Annotated in this window: 17 protein-coding genes; 3 read left to right on the plus strand and 14 right to left on the minus strand. The window is 57.2% G+C overall.

The genetic code is table 11. From position 1 onward, the window contains the following. Window positions 1-10: 10 nt before the first annotated feature. The 7 genes from B5D49_RS08810 to aroL form a co-directional block, all read right to left on the minus strand. Window positions 11-1,504, minus strand: coding sequence for a sensor histidine kinase (locus B5D49_RS08810; RefSeq protein ID WP_078717328.1), 1,494 nt, complete (start codon window positions 1,502-1,504; stop codon window positions 11-13). Further along, window positions 1,504-2,205 carry a cobalamin B12-binding domain-containing protein gene (locus B5D49_RS08815; protein WP_159447183.1) on the minus strand — a complete coding sequence of 234 codons (702 nt, stop codon included), beginning with the start codon at window positions 2,203-2,205 and terminating at the stop codon, window positions 1,504-1,506. Before B5D49_RS08815 ends, B5D49_RS08810 begins: the two co-directional genes overlap by 1 nt. Beyond that, on the minus strand, window positions 2,195-2,695 hold the full coding sequence (locus B5D49_RS14865) for a hypothetical protein (RefSeq protein ID WP_159447184.1): 501 nt from the start codon (window positions 2,693-2,695) through the stop codon (window positions 2,195-2,197). Before B5D49_RS14865 ends, B5D49_RS08815 begins: the two co-directional genes overlap by 11 nt. Before the next feature lie 62 nt (window positions 2,696-2,757). Further along, window positions 2,758-3,825, minus strand: coding sequence for a chorismate synthase (aroC, locus tag B5D49_RS08820; RefSeq protein ID WP_078717330.1), 1,068 nt, complete (start codon window positions 3,823-3,825; stop codon window positions 2,758-2,760). Between the two features lie 4 nt (window positions 3,826-3,829). Then, the gene (locus tag B5D49_RS08825; protein WP_078717331.1) at window positions 3,830-4,486 is read right to left on the minus strand and encodes a potassium channel family protein; all 657 of its coding nucleotides are present in this window, start codon (window positions 4,484-4,486) and stop codon (window positions 3,830-3,832) included. A 39-nt stretch (window positions 4,487-4,525) separates the two neighbouring features. After that, window positions 4,526-5,890 (minus strand): TrkH family potassium uptake protein, encoded by a 1,365-nt coding sequence (locus B5D49_RS08830; protein WP_078717332.1) that lies wholly within the window; start codon window positions 5,888-5,890, stop codon window positions 4,526-4,528. A gap of 31 nt (window positions 5,891-5,921) precedes the next feature. Further along, window positions 5,922-6,440 carry a shikimate kinase AroL gene (gene aroL / locus B5D49_RS08835; RefSeq protein WP_078717333.1) on the minus strand — a complete coding sequence of 173 codons (519 nt, stop codon included), beginning with the start codon at window positions 6,438-6,440 and terminating at the stop codon, window positions 5,922-5,924. 128 nt (window positions 6,441-6,568) lie between these two features. Here aroL and B5D49_RS08840 point away from each other — a divergent pair, with 128 nt between their 5' ends. Continuing rightward, a complete protein-coding gene (locus tag B5D49_RS08840; protein ID WP_078717334.1) occupies window positions 6,569-7,579 on the plus strand; it encodes a DUF933 domain-containing protein in 1,011 nt (336 codons plus the stop codon). A 229-nt stretch (window positions 7,580-7,808) separates the two neighbouring features. Here B5D49_RS08840 and B5D49_RS08845 read toward each other — a convergent pair whose 3' ends face one another. Next, window positions 7,809-8,705, minus strand: coding sequence for a LysR family transcriptional regulator (locus B5D49_RS08845; RefSeq protein WP_078717335.1), 897 nt, complete (start codon window positions 8,703-8,705; stop codon window positions 7,809-7,811). Between the two features lie 173 nt (window positions 8,706-8,878). Between B5D49_RS08845 and B5D49_RS08850 the strand changes: the two genes are divergently transcribed. Continuing rightward, window positions 8,879-9,724, plus strand: a complete 846-nt coding sequence (locus tag B5D49_RS08850; RefSeq protein ID WP_078717336.1) for a glycine betaine ABC transporter substrate-binding protein — start codon at window positions 8,879-8,881, stop codon at window positions 9,722-9,724. A 387-nt stretch (window positions 9,725-10,111) separates the two neighbouring features. Then, window positions 10,112-10,321, plus strand: a complete 210-nt coding sequence (locus tag B5D49_RS08855; RefSeq protein ID WP_078717337.1) for a ferredoxin — start codon at window positions 10,112-10,114, stop codon at window positions 10,319-10,321. A 181-nt stretch (window positions 10,322-10,502) separates the two neighbouring features. Here B5D49_RS08855 and B5D49_RS08860 read toward each other — a convergent pair whose 3' ends face one another. The 6 genes from B5D49_RS08860 to B5D49_RS08885 form a co-directional block, all read right to left on the minus strand. Beyond that, window positions 10,503-11,081 carry a type I restriction enzyme HsdR N-terminal domain-containing protein gene (locus B5D49_RS08860; protein WP_078717338.1) on the minus strand — a complete coding sequence of 193 codons (579 nt, stop codon included), beginning with the start codon at window positions 11,079-11,081 and terminating at the stop codon, window positions 10,503-10,505. A gap of 113 nt (window positions 11,082-11,194) precedes the next feature. Then, complete coding sequence (locus tag B5D49_RS08865) at window positions 11,195-12,622, minus strand: NADH-quinone oxidoreductase subunit N (protein WP_078717339.1); 1,428 nt, start codon at window positions 12,620-12,622, stop codon at window positions 11,195-11,197. 12 nt (window positions 12,623-12,634) lie between these two features. Next, window positions 12,635-14,173, minus strand: coding sequence for a complex I subunit 4 family protein (locus B5D49_RS08870; RefSeq protein WP_078717340.1), 1,539 nt, complete (start codon window positions 14,171-14,173; stop codon window positions 12,635-12,637). Window positions 14,174-14,199: 26 nt separating this feature from the next. Continuing rightward, a complete protein-coding gene (locus B5D49_RS08875) occupies window positions 14,200-15,987 on the minus strand; it encodes a Na(+)/H(+) antiporter subunit D (protein ID WP_200806785.1) in 1,788 nt (595 codons plus the stop codon). Beyond that, window positions 15,971-16,240 (minus strand): hypothetical protein, encoded by a 270-nt coding sequence (locus tag B5D49_RS08880; RefSeq protein ID WP_078717341.1) that lies wholly within the window; start codon window positions 16,238-16,240, stop codon window positions 15,971-15,973. Before B5D49_RS08880 ends, B5D49_RS08875 begins: the two co-directional genes overlap by 17 nt. 10 nt (window positions 16,241-16,250) lie before the next feature. Continuing rightward, on the minus strand, window positions 16,251-17,741 hold the full coding sequence (locus B5D49_RS08885; protein ID WP_078717342.1) for a monovalent cation/H+ antiporter subunit D family protein: 1,491 nt from the start codon (window positions 17,739-17,741) through the stop codon (window positions 16,251-16,253).

A 17,741-nucleotide genomic window follows, 5' to 3' on the forward strand; every position in this document is an offset into this window, starting at 1 on the left:
GGAGAAGGCTTCACGCGCCATCGGCGGGTGCGTCTTCCACTCCCCACGGAAGGCGGACGCTGACCACCGTCCCTGTTTGATCGTCAGTCCGCATGATCACGTCCCCTCCCAGGGTCTTTGCGATCAGCCTGGCTGAGTAGGTTCCGATCCCGGTACCAGAGCGTTTCCCCAAAGTGACGTACTTTTCAAAAAAGCGGTGGCGTATCTCTTCAGGCACCGCGCCCTGATTGGCAATATCGATACAAACCTGCGTCCGTCCTGCCGTCATATCAACTTCGACGGATCCGTCGTCAGGCGAGGCTTCCACCGCGTTGGCCACCAGATTGGCGAGCATCGAATAACACAGCGTTTCCTCGGCCCGAATCACCAGGGCATCACCGGATTGCACGGCGGTACCGTTGAGTCGTACATGGGTCTGCACTCCCCGCGCCCGGAGCATAGGTCGCTTGTCGTCCAGAGTCCGGAACACGATGGGAATCAAATCAACATCTTCGTTATGGAACGTATAGTTCCCCTGCTCCATTTTATAGAGATCAAGGGACATGTTGACCATCTTCAGAACGCGGTATCCCGCGTTTTCAATCATGCCAAGCTGCTGCCGCAGCTCCGGAGTAAGCCCCTCATCCTCCCTTGACATGGCCGCCAGGCTGATGATGCCGCTGAGCGGGGACTTGATGTCATGGTGTGTGATCCGCTCCATATCTTCCCGCACCATCTCCAGCTTGCGCCGTTCGCTCACATCCCGCATGGAGACCAGATACGCAGGTTCACCCTCCCAATCCAGTGTGGAAACACGCAATTCCAGCGTCACGTTATCCCCTTCCGTGAGCATGCAAATCTCCCGAGGCTCATCCCCACATTCGTGAATCATGGGCAGCCATCGCTTACCCAACTCCGGACAGCCGTCGAACAAGCAGACCGCCACAGGATTGGAAAACAAGACCTTGCCTTGCCGATCCACAACAAACACGGCATCGGGTATGGAGTTGAGCACGCGGCGCAAGCGTTGTTCCTGGCGTTCCACTTCCTGATTTTTCAGCGTCAATTCACGGCGCGCATTGACCAGCTCATTGTTCAGCTGCATGAAGTCCGTCAGCATACGATCTTCCTCTTCATGCCCATTGCCTTTTCGCTGCTGTGCATCGCGCAACAGCGCGGCCTGCTCATTGAGCATGGCTAGCAGATCGTCATAGAGCGTAAAGAGGTTGTCCGGAGAGCGGGACACGATGCAGAACAACGAATCCGAGGAACGCAGTCCGAAAAACGTCATGGGGGTGGCACCGTTCCCGGTCAACACGTTCATTTCCCAGGAAAGAGCCGCACCATGCGCGTTCAACGTATTCAAAAATGAATGGAATTTTGGTTGGGATCCAAGATCAAGCAGCGAAAAAAACGACGCGGGGCGGTTGTGGAACAACCCCAGCCCATCGGCCAGGACGCGTTCAACATGCCCATACGAATCGCACTGAAAGACCGCCCCGGCGGCTAAGGCACGTTCCTGCATCACTTCGGCGACTCCAGGAGCCTGTACGCCGCGGCCACGGCTTCCTCGGCATTGCGTGCAGAGGCATCCGCTCCTACCTGCTCCACCAGGCCAGGATTAAGCAAAAACGGCAGGCCGCCGACCATCACCTGAACGGACGCTCCGACCTGGGAATCCCGCACGCAGCGCACCAAACGGCGCACCAAATGCACATTGGACGTCAGCGATACCGATATCCCGAGCAACACCGCTTCACGCTGCTCCAGGGCTTCCACAACGGCCTGATCCGGGCTGTTGGCTCCCAGGTAATAGGTATGCCAGCCCTCCATTTCGAAAAAATCGCAAACCATACGCATGCCCAGTTCATGCAACTCCCCGCCCACGCAACAGCCCACCATGCTTTTGCCGATCTTGGGCGCCGAGGCGATGTTCGGGAATAATTGGGACATGATCAACTGGGTAGCCGCCGTACAGTAATGCTCGGTGGCTACGGAAATGACATTGGCCTGCCAGAGCCGGCCCACTTCGTAGAGCACGGGCTGAAAGACGTTCAGATATACATCGCGTACGCTCATGCCGTCATCGTGAACGGCCCGCAGTATACGTTCTGAGGCACGGAGCCGTTCCCCGGCCATGAGCAATTGGAAGTAGGTTTCCGCAAGGCCTTCCAGTCGTATGTCCGTGAATGAGGCTTCCGACATCCGCACGGCGCTACCCTCCATGCGCGTCTCCCGGAGTACCGGAATGCAAGGTCCAAAAGTCCGAATCCTTTGGAAGAGCCGCAAAATCATCAAGGTGATCAAGCATCCACCGATAAAACGGCTCGATCTCACCATATGTTTCCCGACGCAATCGACGCTCGAACAATTGCAGACTTTCCCGCAGCATCACACGCCAATACTCCAGCTGCACCCCACGCGCCATGTAGGTCTGCAACACCCAGCCCACGGTCTCGGTCAACACCTGGGGATCGTACAGTTGAAACACCGAACTCATGAACTCAAAATGGTTGACGTGGTTGGTACGCATCAATTCCCGAAGCGCATCGGGATAACAGTCGGACCGGCGGGGATGACTGTCCATGATGTTGGACACTTCCTCAGCAAGGCCGGTCTTGGCGGAATCGAACTCCGCAGCGGCTTCCGGTCCCGGCTGTTGCAATTGTTTCGCGTGCCGCAGCAACACATCCTTGGTCATGCTTTCCTTGCACATACTTCTCATTTTACTATCTATACGATGTTCCCGGCTAGGCCGCAACCACCAATCCCAAAGACTCAGCGTTGGCGGGCAAGACGTCGATCCAGCAAGATCAAATCCGCCAGCACCAGGGAAACCATGGCGCGCAGCACAGGTACGATGCGTGGGATGGCGGAAATATCGTGTCGTCCGCCAATGCGAATAGTCGCCTCTTTTCCGGCGCTGTTCACAGTGCGCTGCTCCAGAGCAATGGAAGGGATCGGCTTCACAGCCACCCTGGCCAGCACATCCTGCCCCGAGGCGATGCCGCCCAATACGCCTCCGGATTTATTGCTCGCGAACCCTTTGGACGTCATGGGGTCATTGTTCTGGGAACCCAGGAGACGAGCCGCGGCAAATCCTTCGCCGATTTCCACGCCCTTTACGGCGCCCACGCTCATCAATGCCCCGGCCAGGCGCGCATCCAGCTTCCCGAATACAGGTTCGCCCAACCCGGGCGGGACGCCCTGGGCGCGGATCTCAACCACCCCGCCCAGCGTGTCGCCCTGGCGCTTCACGTCGCGGATGCGCTGCTCCCATTGTTCCGCGGTTTGCGGACCCGGCGCAAAAAACGGCATCTCCCGGGTTGTGTCCCAGTCCACTTCACCGGCCACCGGCGGCAGGCCTCCAAGCTCCACAGTGCGGGCCTGAACGGAAATACCTTCCAGCGCGAGCAGTTGAGCAGCCACAGCGCCCCCGGCAACGCGGGATACGGTTTCCCGCCCGGAAGAACGGCCGCCTCCACGGTAATCGCGCACCCCGAATTTTGCATGAAACCCGAAATCCGCATGCCCGGGACGAAACACGTCCTTGATGTCCGAATAGTCCCTGGAGCGCTGATCCTGATTGGCAACGTGAAAGGCAATGGGCGTCCCCGTGGTCACCCCCTCAAACACGCCGGAAAGCAACCGCACGGCATCCGCCTCCTGACGTGCGGTGGAGGCCGGTCCCTTTCCGGGGCGACGCAGATCCAAATCCGCCTGGATCATCGCCTCATTCAGCGGCACCCCGGCGGGACAACCATCAATGACCCCGCCAAGTCCGGGACCGTGGGATTCTCCATAGGTCGTCAACCGAAACAATTCACCAAACACATTCCCGCTCATATGCTCACCCCGTCACTTTGATCACATCTTCGGCATTGCCCAGCACCACCAGCACGTCCCCATCGTGCAGGGTCATGTCTGGCCCTGGTACGAAACTAAACTGTCGGTCTTCCTTGTGCTTCCAGGCCACGACCTGTACGCGGTAATCCGTGGGCAGCCGCAGGTCACGCAATGTGCGGCCGCCCCAGTGCTCCACCTCCACCTCACGGACAAGCACCCCTTTGCCCAGGGCCAGATAGTCCAGCAACCCCGGCACAGCGAGCCGGTGGGCAAGTTGCCGCGCCACAAATTGCTCAGGAAAGACAACAAAATCAACGCCGAGCCGCTTGAGCACCTTTTCATGCTCAGGACTGACAGCCTTGACCCAAATATTGTTCACACCCAATTCCTGTAGATTGAGCGCCACCAGAATGCTGGCTTCCATGGACCGGCCAATGGAAACGACCACATAATCCAAATCCTTGAATCCAAGTTGCTCCAAAGCCTTTGGGTCCGTGCCGTCGGCCTGGAAAACCTGGGTCAGCACTTCCTGCGCGTGTCGCACATGGGCTTCGCTGATGTCCACGCCCACTACGTCGTGGCCCAGTTCCGCCAGTGCCTCGCCAAGGGAATATCCAAACTTGCCCAGGCCGATGATGCCCACTTCAATTCGTTTTCCCATATCCTCTCCCTTGCCGTCATGTCACGGCAGCCCGTCGGTCTAGCCCAGTGGAACATCCTTTTCCGGCAGGCGGTATCGCGGTTCCTCCTGCCAGGCAACCAAGGCGGAGAGCAGCCAAATCGGCCCAAGCCGCCCCACCAGCATTAACGTCATGACCAATAGCTTACCGACCACGGAAAGGTTCGCCGTCATGCCGGTACTCAACCCAGCGGTTCCAAAGGCCGAGGTCGCCTCAAAAAGAGTTTCCAGGAGAAGCCCACGCGCCTCGGCATGCGGCACGTCTCCCCCTTGCACGATGTTAAGTACCAGCGTGGCCGTACAAATCAGCATAGCGGCCACAGCGACCAAAGTAAAAGCGCGTCCCATGGTCAGCCGGTCCACGGCAAAACGTCCCACCTTGACCTGCTGCCCCCCCCGGAACTGGGCCTTCAAAAACGCCCACATGACCCTGGCCGTTGTCGTTTTGACGCCTCCGGCACAAGATCCGGGTGATCCCCCCACAAACATCAGTCCGATCATGACCAGCAGGGACACGTTCGTCATATTGCCAACTTCTAGCGAATTGAACCCGGCGGTGCGGCAGGAAACCGATTGAAACAGAGCGGCAAGCCCGATTTCGCTCCAGGAAGCTTCCCAGACTCCTCCCAGCATCTCGGCAAAAAAAATCGCCACGGTTCCGGCCAACACCAGAAACAAACTGGTGGAAAGCACCATGCGTGAATGCCAGGTCAGCCGCGGCCGAAGAGACTCCGGCCGGGGACTCCAGCGCCCACGCAACACACGGACGCAATCATGGATCACAAAAAAACCAAGTCCCCCCACTGTAATTAAAAAAATGAACACCAAATTTACCGGCAGATTACCGCGCCAGCTGGTCAGACTGTCCGCTTCCAGGGAAAAGCCCGCGTTGCAAAACGCGGATACCGAATGAAACACCGCGCTCCAAACGGAGAATCCCTGTGTATCCAGCAGAAACAAGGCCGACGCCCCCATGGCCTCCAGTGCCAGGGTTCCCAGCACGACCAAGAGGATAAAACGACGCAGACTGAACGAAGGGTCATGCAGCAGTGTTTTCCCTACAGCGGTCCTATCCGCAAGGGAAACCCGACGCCCCAGGAGAAAAAAAATCAGGCTGGAATAGGTCATAACGCCTAGACCGCCCAATTGAATGAGACAGAGGAGAATGCCTTGACCGGCAAAACTGAAGCTCGTTCCGGTATCCACGACCACAAGACCGGTGACGCAGACAGCGGACGTGGAGGTAAACAGAGCATCCAGCCAACTCAAGGGCGCGTTTCCAGGCTGCTGGGCAAAGTCGAAATGCAGGATCGCTCCGCCCAGGGAAATGGCTCCGAGAAACGACCAAATAGGAAGCCAGAACGGTGAAAACAATTTGGATCGCATCTTGGCCTCGTACGCTTGACGACGAAAAACCTCAACCCATCGAGGAAGAAAGGAAATCCTGCACCACACGCACCTGCTGCGCCAATGTGCCGTGTTCCACTGTCAAAGAAGCGCAGGAACAATACAAAGGCTCGCGTTCCCCGAGAACCTCCCGCACCTCTTCGACAAGCCCGCGTCCCGTGAGTGAAGGACGCTGCCCTGATTTGGGATCGTTCTCCAGACGCCGAATCAGTTCTTCTTCCGGCACGCGCAGATACACGACCACCCCTTGCTGCAATATATCACGATTTGTCCGGCTGAGTACAATCCCGCCCCCGCATGCCACAATATGGGGAGGCTGATCCGCTGCATCCCGCAGGGCTTGGGACTCGGCCCGACGAAACGCTGCCCACCCATTTTGTTCAACATATTTTTCCACCACCATCCCGATTCGCTCCACCACGATCGCATCCGTATCCGTAAACCCTTCGTTCAGCTCACGGGCCAATTCCCGCCCGAGAGTGGTCTTCCCGCTGGCACGGGCGCCAATTAAAAAAACATGTTGTTCCATGGGTTCCCCTTGTTTTTCAAGCCGTTGCCCGGCTCGGGCCACATCCGGCCCCAGGGCTTTGCATCCGTGCAGGAATCATGTAGAACCGCCCTGCTTTCGCAAATCGCATCAGTACGAGGTTTCCACACATGAAGACCGCAATATTCGGTTTCGCGGGCGCGGGCAAGACCGACCTGTTCGCCGCCCTTGCCGGTCCCGCCGCATTGGCGGGCAATCGTGCCATGGTCAAGGTGCCCGAGCCGAGGCTCGATCCGCTCATTACCCTGTTCGAGGCCCGCAAGGTCACCTACAGCGAGATCGAATACCTCGACATCCCCGGTGGGGGTGGCAAGGGCGAAGGACTTGGTGAGCGAGTGCTCAATGAGGTCCGTTCCTACGACTGCCTTCTCGGGGTTCTGGACGCTTTTTCCGGACTCAACGACCCGCACAAGCAGTGGCAGGCCATTGAAGCGGACATGATGGTCTCGGACATGGCCGTCATTGAAAAAAAGCTGGAGCGCATGGTTCTGGACAAAAAAAAGAACGCGCCCGGCTATGACGCCGCCCAGGAAGCCCTGCTCAAGCGGGCCATGGAATGCCTGGAGAACGAAACGCCCCTGCGTGAAGACCAGGACTTGGCGCATGCTCCGGAATTGCGCGGATTTGCCTTCCTTTCGGCCAAACCCGTGCTCTACATTTGGAATGGCGGAGAAGCGGATTTCGCGGCCCTGGAATTGCCGGAAGAACGCCCCGGCCAGAATCATATCGCCGTGGCCGCCAAGTTGGAGCGCGAACTTGCCGAAGTGGAAGACCCGGAAGAGCGTCAGATGTTCCTTGACGATCTGGGTATCAAGGAAACAGCTCTCGACAAAGTCATTGCCAAAACTTACGACCTGCTGGGACTCATCTCCTTTCTCACGGCCGGAGAAAAAGAAGTCCGAGCCTGGCCCGTTCGCAAGGGTGCCAAGGCTCCCGAAGCCGCAGGCGTGATCCACTCGGATTTTGAAAAGGGATTCATCCGTGCCGAGGTCATCGGATATGACGATTTCCTCACGCATGGGACGTTCAAAGCTTGCAAAGACAAAGGCCTGGCCCGGCTTGAAGGCAAGGAATACGTGGTCAAGGACGGAGACATCATCGAATTTCGGTTCAATGTATAGGCGGATTTTTGAGGGGACATCTGCTGCCTTGATGCGCTACTGACAGATTTTTGCGTAGCAGGCCACACAGCGATCACGACGTTTTGGATCGCTTGCCCGCCGGGTCTCTTCGAACAGCCTGTGCTGCGCCCCCCCTGCGGTCCGTCATTTCGTCCCTGTACACATCAACCTTCCCCCTCTCTTTTCATCGAAATATACAAACGGTCCGCGCCCCGAGGTGTGGACCGTTTTATTGTTCAGTGGTCGGTTCGCCCCCCCGCCAGCCGGCCGGATCGCCCAATATTCTATGCACGGCCTCAGCCAGCCCGCGCACATGAGCCGGAGCACCGGCATCCCCTCCGTGCAGCGTGATGTCGATGCTTGGCAAATCCGGCAAGCCACTGTCAGAGTCCAGTACCTCCATATCACTTGAAACCGTATTTTCCGAAACGACCGTCACGGCCAGTCCAGCCGATACAGTGGCCCTGATTCCCGAAAGGCTTCGGCTCACGCTCACGACGCGATACGGACGACGCTGGCGGCGCAATCGCTCCAAAGCGGCATCGCGAAACGCGCAATATCCGGGTGGAAACATGGCGAGAGGAAGCGGATCGGCCAAATGTGCACGTCCGCCGCACGCTGAAGCCCAGACCAGCCGTTCGCGTCGAACAACTTCCCCTCCCCGGCTCCGGGGTTGCCGGGTGACCAAAGCCAAATCCAACTCCCCCCCCAGGAATTTGGGCATCAGGTCCACGCTAAGCTCACAGCAGACTTCAACCTGCACATCCGGCCATTGCCGACTGTAATGCTCCAATACTCTCGGCAGGAAAAAGCTGGCATAATCATCCGGCAGGCCCAAACGCACCGCGCCCAAACTTCTTCCCGTGCGCAACGCATCCACTGCGGCGTCGTTGAGCGCCAAAACCTCCCGGGCATAGGCGAGCAAGGTCTCCCCCGCTTCGGTAAGATCCACATGTCGGCTGTCACGCTCAAACAATCGTTGTTCCACTTGTTTTTCCAAGCGTTTGACCTGCCCGCTCACGGCGGCCTGCGTGCGGCACAACTGCCGTGCGGCTTTAGTAAAACTGCGGCATTCCACCACGGTCACCAGCGTCCGCAACAACTCCGTATCCAGATGTATTTGCATCCCTGTATCAATTCCTACCCATTACGTTTTGTTATGACTGCCATTACGGTTTACCGTTTGCCGCAAATCGTCGTTTCGAGGTAGACAGCTCGTTTGAATCGGATCAATGGGTAGCAATACCCTTGGAAATCACGCCAAGCAAGCCCTGTCGCAGGGCCAAAAGGAGAACGTTCATGCGCATCAAGCAGATCTTGGCAGCTTTGGTTGCCGTAACCTGCCTCTGCCTCCCTCTCTCTGCCAATGCCGACCAGGACAAAATCAAACTCGCGTATGTTGAATGGGCTGAAACCGTTGCCAGCACCAACGTGATCAAACTGGTTCTGGAACAGGCCGGATACGAAGTTGAAATCATTCCCGTCAGCGCCGCCGTCATGTGGACCAGCGCCGCTACCGGTGATGTGGACGGATTCACCGGCGGCTGGCTGCCCAAGACCCAGGGCCAGTACCTGAAGCGCCTGAAGGATCAGGTGAATCTTCTCGGTCCGAACTTGGAAGGCGCCCGCATCGGTTTGGCCGTGCCCACTTACGTGGAGCTTGACAGCATTGCCGATCTCAAAGACAACGCCGACATGTTCGAAGGCCGTATCATCGGCATCGACCCCGGTGCCGGCATCATGGTCAACGCGGAGAATGCTGTTGAAGACTATGAGCTGGATGATTTTGAATTGATGGAAGGCTCCGGTGCCACCATGACCGCCGTGCTGAAAAACCGCATTGAAGAAAACAAAGCCGTGGTCGTCACCGCCTGGAGTCCGCATTGGAAGTTCTCTCGCTGGGATCTCAAGTACCTTAAGGATCCCAAGAAGTCTTTTGGTGGTGAGGAATACATCGCTTCCGTTGCCCGCCTGGGCCTGGAAGACGACGCTCCCCACGCCTTCAGCATTCTGGACAACTTCCACTGGACCATGGACGAATGCCAGCAAGTCATGCTTTGGGGCCGTGAATCCAGCCCGGCTGAAGCCGCAGCCCGCTGGGTCAAGGAAAATCCCGATCGCGTGGCCGAATGGCTCGCTCAATAAAAAAAGGGATACCTTGTCCTCTTCGCGCTCGGGCATGCCGATACCCGTGCGCCCCTTTCCCCTCCCCGTTTACCTCGGGGAGGGGTTTGATTTTCCCGGCCCTTATTCTTTGACCCGACGTGGAAACATCCAGTGCCACCTGTTCATCACCAATTTATTTCAACCCCGATTTCATCCTTCGCCCGTTCCGATTATTCCACAAAATCCCTCCTGTGCAGTCGAAAACCTGCTCCGCCCCCCCTATTCCGGGATGCTGACAGGTTCACGAAGTGGCCTGGCAACGACTTCATGCCCATCCACCAACACAATAAATGAGTAGGCACCTCTTCCGCACGACTTGCCGAGAGAGAAAGTCGGACTTATTTCCTTAATGTCAGGAGGAATAAAATGAACGAAGCGAACAGAAAACGGCCCTTGAGTCTTGACCTTGGTCCTTGCCACGGCTGCATGGGCTGCGTGGAGATGTGTCCTGAAATTGTCGGCTGGGATGATGAGACGGAGCGCCCTTATCTGAAACGACAGGAAGCTACGGAAGAAGAAATCCGGGACGCCATGGCTTGCTGCCCAAAAGACTGCTTTGAGTTCACCGATGAATAAACACAAACGGCGCATGCATCAGTAGCATGCGCCGTTCCAATTGTTCCGATCATCCGTTTTGCAGGAGGTTATGCGCTGATTTGCCTCCACCGACAGCAATCCCCGGCTAAGAAGACCCAAACCCAGCGCACCCCGCAGCCCTCTGCCGCGCTGCTTCCGCGAGATGCAGGGCAGCGGTGCATTATTTCATTTCCCCTTCCTTGCTGAATGGCCCGCCACACTCGGCGGAACAACAACTATCCAAGAGGAAGCCGTTATAGGCGTGAAAAATGCGGATCAACTTGATTCGTTCTTCTTCCGTGACTGGCTGCGGCTTTGCTTCTTCAACATGGTTCAATAAATCCTCCCAGTGAGGAATAGCCGCCATTCCCTCCCGGATCACCTCCCGGGTGGCCGGATCAAGCAACAGCGCCTCTTTAGAATCGGTGACCACCGCCAGGGCGGCGGGGCCATTTTCCACCAGACGCGCCGCAATGGCAGTTTCCCGCTCAAAGCTACTCACACTGCCCGAACAGAATATTACGACGAGCATCGGTCGTTCCGCGTCATCATAGACTACCAAGTCTAGGTTGCGTCGGAAGGTTTCCCCGTCCACCACATAGGCGAACGGAACTTTTGCCTTGATCTGCTCACGCGGATAGCCCCGCTCTTCCACCAGCAAGCGGGCCAAGGCCTGCCGGAACTCCTCGTATGTGGTTTCCTCGATTTCCTCGCCTGTGAGAAAATCCCGCAATGTATTTCCAAGGCTGACTTCATGCATGATGGCTCCTTTGTCCCTGTTTGCCTGCAAATCGTACCATGGGCCAAAGAAAAGGGGAACTTCCTTGGAAGTCCCCCATTTTGGTTCCGATGCTGGGCAGTCAGCCTGGAGAGCTAGGGCATCATTGCCTTGCCCGCCTGAATCGCCACGTTGAACACAGGTCCGGGGATAACTCCCAGGATGAACACCACGGCGGCCAGCATTCCGGCCCCGGCAACGCTGAAGGGGCTGTTGTCCGGCAAAGGAAGCTCTTCTTCGGCATCGTTGGTGTACGCGTGGCGCACCATGTTCAGATAGTAGTAGATGGCTATGGCGCTGTTAGCGGCCAACAAGATGACCAACCAGTTGTACCCGTTGTTCCATGCGGCAGTGATCAGGAAGAACTTGCCCATGAATCCCATGGTCGGGGGCAACCCCACCAAGGCAAACGCACCAATGGCCAGAGAAAAAGCAAGGCCAGGCGAACGCTTGTGCAGACCGTTCAAATCCTTCAACCGCAGGTTACGGCCATCAACAGCAATGCGGCTGACAACCCAGAAACAAAGCAGGTTCATGAGGATGTACGTCAGGGCATAGAACGCCGCAGCCGAAATCCCGGCCGCGGTTCCGGCCACAAGCCCGACCATGATGTACCCGGCGTGGGCAACGGAGGAAAATCCGAGCAAACGCTTGATGTCGGTCTGGGCCAATGCCGCAAAGTTACCGTAGGTCATGGAAATGCCGCCGAGCACAGCCATGATGGTCATGATTTCCATTCCAGGCTCGAACAGGGCAGCCAACCGGATGAGTACCACGATGGCGCCGAGCTTTGGCAGCGTAGCGGCATACGCGGTGGTCTCGTTGCTGGCTCCCTGGTAAAGGTCCGGGCACCAAAAATGGAAGGGGAACAAGGCCAGCTTGAAGAACATGCCGCCCATGAACATGGTCAGACCCGCAACAGCCATGGGGTTGGTCGCGAAGTTCCAATCCACCTTGGCCAGCTCACTGATATAGCTGGTGTGCGCTCCGGCCAGTACATACGAAAACCCGAACAGGGCGATGGCCGTGGCCACGGCGCCGAACAGAATGTACTTGATGCCCGCTTCCGCAGCTCCTTTGTCGTGGGCGCGAAGCGGGATCATGGCGTACACGCAATAGGACGAAAGCTCCATGGCCAAATAAATGGTGATCAATTCCACCGAAGAGGCGATGATCATCAGCCCGAAAGCGGACAACGCCATGAGCAGGTAATAATCCGGCCGCTTGTCGTCATCCAGCGTCTGGTTGCGAGTGGCGTTCAGTACGGTCACAAAGAAGCCGAATGCGATGGCCCCCTTGAAGAACAACGACATGAAGTCCACTTTGTAGACGCCGTAGAACATGAGTCCATGCGGCGACCAGAAGGAGATGATGGTAACAAGGGTTCCAAGGCCAGCCGCAAACGGCAGCCATTTTTCAACAGGCGGCTCCCAGTCCCTGCTGCCGAGACTGAACACGAACAATACCGCGATGACCAGCAGCAGGTACAATTCCGGGACAATAGCTATCAGGTTGAAATTCACGTTCGCAACTCCCTAGTTCTTCACCGCTTCCGCGTCACCAAAGAGATCGCGGGCGGCCAGTTGCAACGGTTGTTCCTCTTCCACCTGCACCAACTGGGACCTCTCCCCAAAGTCGTCCAAGAGCTTTTCGATGGACGGATCAATGATCTTGAAGAAGATGCCGGGCTGCAAGCCGATGTAGAGCACAAACACTGCGGGAACGGTCAGGTAGACCCATTCGCGGGAGTTGAGATCCCGCCACTTGGCGGCCGTTGTCGGACGCCCCCAGGCCATTTTCAGCGACACGCGGAACATGTACGCCGCCGCGATCAAGGCTCCAGGCACCACCAGGGCACCAAGCCAGACGTTCTCGCTGAACGCTCCCACAAAGACGAGCAGTTCCCCGACGAACCCGTTGGTTCCCGGGAAGCCAAAGGAGGCCAGTGCAAACAGCCCCCAGAAGAACATGTAGGCAGGCAGATACTTGCCCAACCCCATGTTGTCGGTAATTTCACGGCTGTGACTCCGTTCGTACACCGCACCGATCATCATGAAGAGACCGCCGGTGACGATGCCGTGGTTGAGCATCTGGAAAAGCGCTCCTTCAACGCCTCGGACGTTGAAGAGGAAGATGCCCAACGTTACGAAACCCATATGCCCCACAGAGGAGTAGGCCACCAACTTTTTGATGTCCGACTGCCCCAGAGCCACCGCGCCTCCATACAAAATCGAGGCCACGGAGATGCCGATCATCAGCGGCGCGAAGTATTCGCTGGCCGCCGGAGTAAGCGGCAGACAGAAGCGCAGGAATCCATACGTACCCATCTTCAGCAGCACTGCCGCCAGAATGACGGAGCCGGCAGCTGGAGCCTGCACGTGTGCCGCAGGCAACCAAGTATGGAAGGGGAACATGGGAACCTTGATGGCAAAGGCCAGCGCCAGCGCCAGGAAGCACCAGAACTGGAACTTAAAGCTGAAGGTCATGGTCATGAGTTCCGGAATGGAGAAGGTTCCACCCGCAATGCGGAAGGCAACCACCGCCACCAGCAACATGCACGACCCGGCCAGGGTATAGAGGAAGAACTTAATTGACGCGTAGCGCCGTTGATCCCCACCCCAGACGGCAATGAGCAGATACATGGGTACCAGCATGGCCTCCCAGAATACGTAAAACAGGACCAGATCAAGCGCGGAAAACACGCCGATACAGGCACTGGTCATAAACAGGAGGCAGAAGTGGAATTCCTTGATCCGTTTACCAATGTACGTCCAAGAGCACATCACGCAAAGCGGCAGGACAGCGAGCGTCAACAGCACCATGAGATAACTGATGCCGTCAATGCCGAGGTGGTATTCCAACCCCCACTCGCTCACCCAGGGAATCCGCTCCACGAACTGGAACTCTGATGAGAAGTTGAACCAATAAAGCGGGATGGCCAGGATCAATTCCATGATGGAAACGATCATGGTGTACATCCTCGCGGCAACTTCGCCGCGAATGACGAACAGACCCGCCGCCGCCAAAAGCGGGAACACTATCAATGTGGTCAGAACCGGGTAGCCGAAGTCCAAAGCGCGTCTCCGTTTTTTTTTCCGATCTAGGCCAAGTACCAGACCAGAGCGAACACACACAGCGCCAGGATGGCGGCCAACCCCAGGTAATCCTGCAGGCGGCCCGTCTGCACCTTGGCACCGAGCTTGCCGACGTTCATGACCGTATAGGCCGAACCGTCTACAACGGTGTCGATTCCTTTGCGATCAAACCAAGCGGAGCCTCTGGCGAGTCCCATCAGACCAGCCAGCCCGCCCACGCGGTAGGCCTTGGTCCAGCGATCATCGATCCACGCCAGGGGACGGCAAACCAGCCACATCACCAACTTCCCGATAAGACGGTAGAAGTAGTCGAAATCCAGGTTGAGCTGCTTGTGCGGGGTAATGACCTTGCGGCAGTAGTAGAAAGCCAGGCCAGAGAATCCAAGCAGGAGCAGGGATTGCAGCACATGCCAGGTCGTCCAGGGAACGTACATGTGTTCCACTTCAAAGGGCAGATAGGCGTACAGCATCTGCGGATACACGCCCTGCGCGATACACAACGCCCCGCCGATTGTCATGGCCGTATACATATTCCAGGGGATGGGCCGCAGCTTGCGGTCGCTCTTGGGCTTGCCGCCCCAGAACGCAAAGTACGGAAGTTTGATGCCCACTGAAATGAACGTCCCCACGGCCGCAATCTCCATGCCCAATGCAAGCCAGGTACGATGCGCCTCGGCCGCTCCAGTGATGGTCATGGTTTTGGAGATGAAGCCGTTGAACAATGGCCAGCCCGAGATGGACAAGGCCGCTATCATGTAAAGGACCATCACCCATGGAAGCCGTCCGACCAGACCGCCCAACTCATCGAGCTTCTGCGTTCCAGCGGAATAGAGCAGACAGCCGACACCCATGAAGAGCAACCCCTTATAGAGGATATGGGCGTAGGCATGAGCGCAGGCGCCGTTGAGCGTCATGGCGGTGCCGATACCGATACCCGCCACCATGTATCCCACCTGGGAAACAATATGATAGGAAAGAATCCTTCGAGCGTTGTTTTCCATGCAGGCGTACAGCACGCCGTAGACAGCCATAACCGTACCAGCCACTGCCAACACCTCCCAGCCTGCGAATCCGCGACAAAGCACGTACACAGCAGTCTTGGTGGTGAAGGCACTCATGAACACAGAACCCGTCACGGTGCCGCGAGGATACGCGTCAGGCAGCCATGCGTGCAGCGGAACAACAGCGGCGTTAACGCAGAAACCGGCGAGAATCAGCCAATGGTAAAATTTGGCTGTGGCCGGGTTGATGTACTCAAAGGCAAAGGTTCCCGTGGCATTGTACTGAAACAGCAGTCCCGCCAGCAGGAAGAGTCCGCCAATGGTATGGTAGAGGAAATACCGGAATCCTGCCCGGGTTGAGGCGTCGTTTCGCGCCAACCAAATCAGGAACGTGGAGCCGATGCTCATCAGTTCCCAGAAGACGAACAAGGTCAGGTAGTCCCCGGAAAAGACACAGCCCAAACCGCCCGCCACGTAAAGCGCGGCAGAGGCATGCTGGAACTTGTCGTCCACATGCAGGGCGTAGGTGAAGCCGATCAGCGAGACAATGGAGAACACCTGGGCGAAGATGATGGACAATTTGTCCACCCGGCCCAGGACAAGGGTCTCGCCCATCCAGTTCAACGTGCCGTAGACACCCGGCTCCATGGCAAACACCGAATAAATGGCCAGCAGCGGCGGCAAAAGCAGCAGCCAACGCCAGTATTTGGAGTCACCCTTAAAAAAGGGCAGCGCCAGGGCCAGGGTCAAAAACCCCAACGAAGGATGGATGAAACTAGTCGCCTGAATCATAGAATTCCTCGTCCCGAGCGATAAAAGGCTGAACGATTTTCTTCATGACGATGACCATGCCCAGACCGAAAAGCAGTCCGAAGCCGGCCCAGAACCCCGTATATTTATCCAGCCCGAAGTGGGGATGGTGCGGAGTCCAGATGAAGTTGAGGGCCACGAGGACCGCGAGGATCGCATACATCGCGATCAGCAGCGTGCTCCCTTTTTCCCGCAGCTTCTCAAAGAAAGCGCCGAGTGGTGTGAGTTCCGCCATTTGCAGCCCCCTAGAAGATGCCGTTGCCGAGCACCTTGATGAAGTTCAGGAACGTCTCCGGGAACAGACCCAGGAAGACCGAAATCAACGCCGTGACAAACAACGGAATGACCATGGTCTTGGACGGTTCGGAATACTGTCCCACATTGGCCTCGGGCGCAGGCTTAAAGAAGAAGGCCCGCACCAGGATGGGAACAAAGTACCCGGCGTTGAGTGCCGTAGACAGCAGCAATGCAACCAAAAGGATGGTCTGATGGGCGTCGAGCGCCCCGTTGACCAGATACCATTTGGAAACAAAGCCGCAGACCGGCGGCATACCGATCATGGACAGGGAGGCGATACCAAATGCTGTGAAAGTCCACGGCATACGCCAGCCGTATCCGTTCATTTTGCTGATCTTCTTATTATGTGTGGCCACATAGATGGCGCCGGCACAGAAGAACAAGGTAATCTTTGAAAAGGCATGGTGCGGGATGTGCATCACACCGCCCTGCACAGCCATGGGGGTAAGCATACAAACACCGACCACCACGTAGCTGAGCTGGGAAACCGTGGAATAGGCAAGTCTGGCCTTCAGGTCGTCCTTGGTAAGGGCAATGAGGGAGGCCACCACAATGGTGAAGGCCGCCACATACGCCGTGGGGATTCCCAAAAAGAGCTTGTCCATGGTTTCCAGACCGAACCCCGAAAGGATCACCCGGCACACCGAGAACACACCGGCCTTAACAACGGCCACCGCGTGCAGCAACGCCGAAACAGGCGTGGGCGCGACCATGGCCGAGGGAAGCCAGTTGTGGAACGGCATGAGCGCCGCCTTGGCCAGACCGGCGATGTACAGAACATAGGTAACGGTCACGAGGATCGGATTCTCGGCCACTACCTCGGCGGAGAAAATGCCTGTGACGATATCGCCAAGCTGGAAGTCCAGCGTGCCGCACAACACGTATGTCAGCACCATGGCGGGCAGCAGGAAGAGCTTGGACGTACCCATCAAGTAGACCAAGTATTTCCGTGCGCCGTTGAAGGCCTCCTCGTCCTCGTGGTGCGCGACCAGAGGATACGTGAAAACCGTAATGACCTCATAGAAGAGGTACAGCGTGAAGATGTTGGCCGAGAAACTCACTCCCATGGCGCCGAAAATCGCGATGGCGAAACAGAAGTAATATCTCGTTTGCGCATGTTCGTTCAGGCCGCGCATGTAGCCGACGTTGTAGCTCGTGGCAAACATCCAGAGGAAGGAAGCCACCAGCGCGAAGATGATGCCCAGACCGTCCACACAGAAGCTGACGGAGATACCGGGCATGATGGTAAACAATTTATAATAAGGAATCTGGCCGCTGAGCACTGCCGGTACGAACGAGAGGTTCAACAGGAAGGTCACGGCGCCAGCGATCAGGGAGACCGCTTCACGCTTGTAGATATCCTTCCTGAAGAGCCAGATGAAGTACGGCGCGAGCAGTGTCACCGCCAGGGGCAGAAGCAGGCGTGCGCTCTCATTCAT

The organism is Paucidesulfovibrio gracilis DSM 16080, from assembly GCF_900167125.1.
In the GTDB taxonomy this organism is placed as follows: domain Bacteria; phylum Desulfobacterota; class Desulfovibrionia; order Desulfovibrionales; family Desulfovibrionaceae; genus Paucidesulfovibrio; species Paucidesulfovibrio gracilis.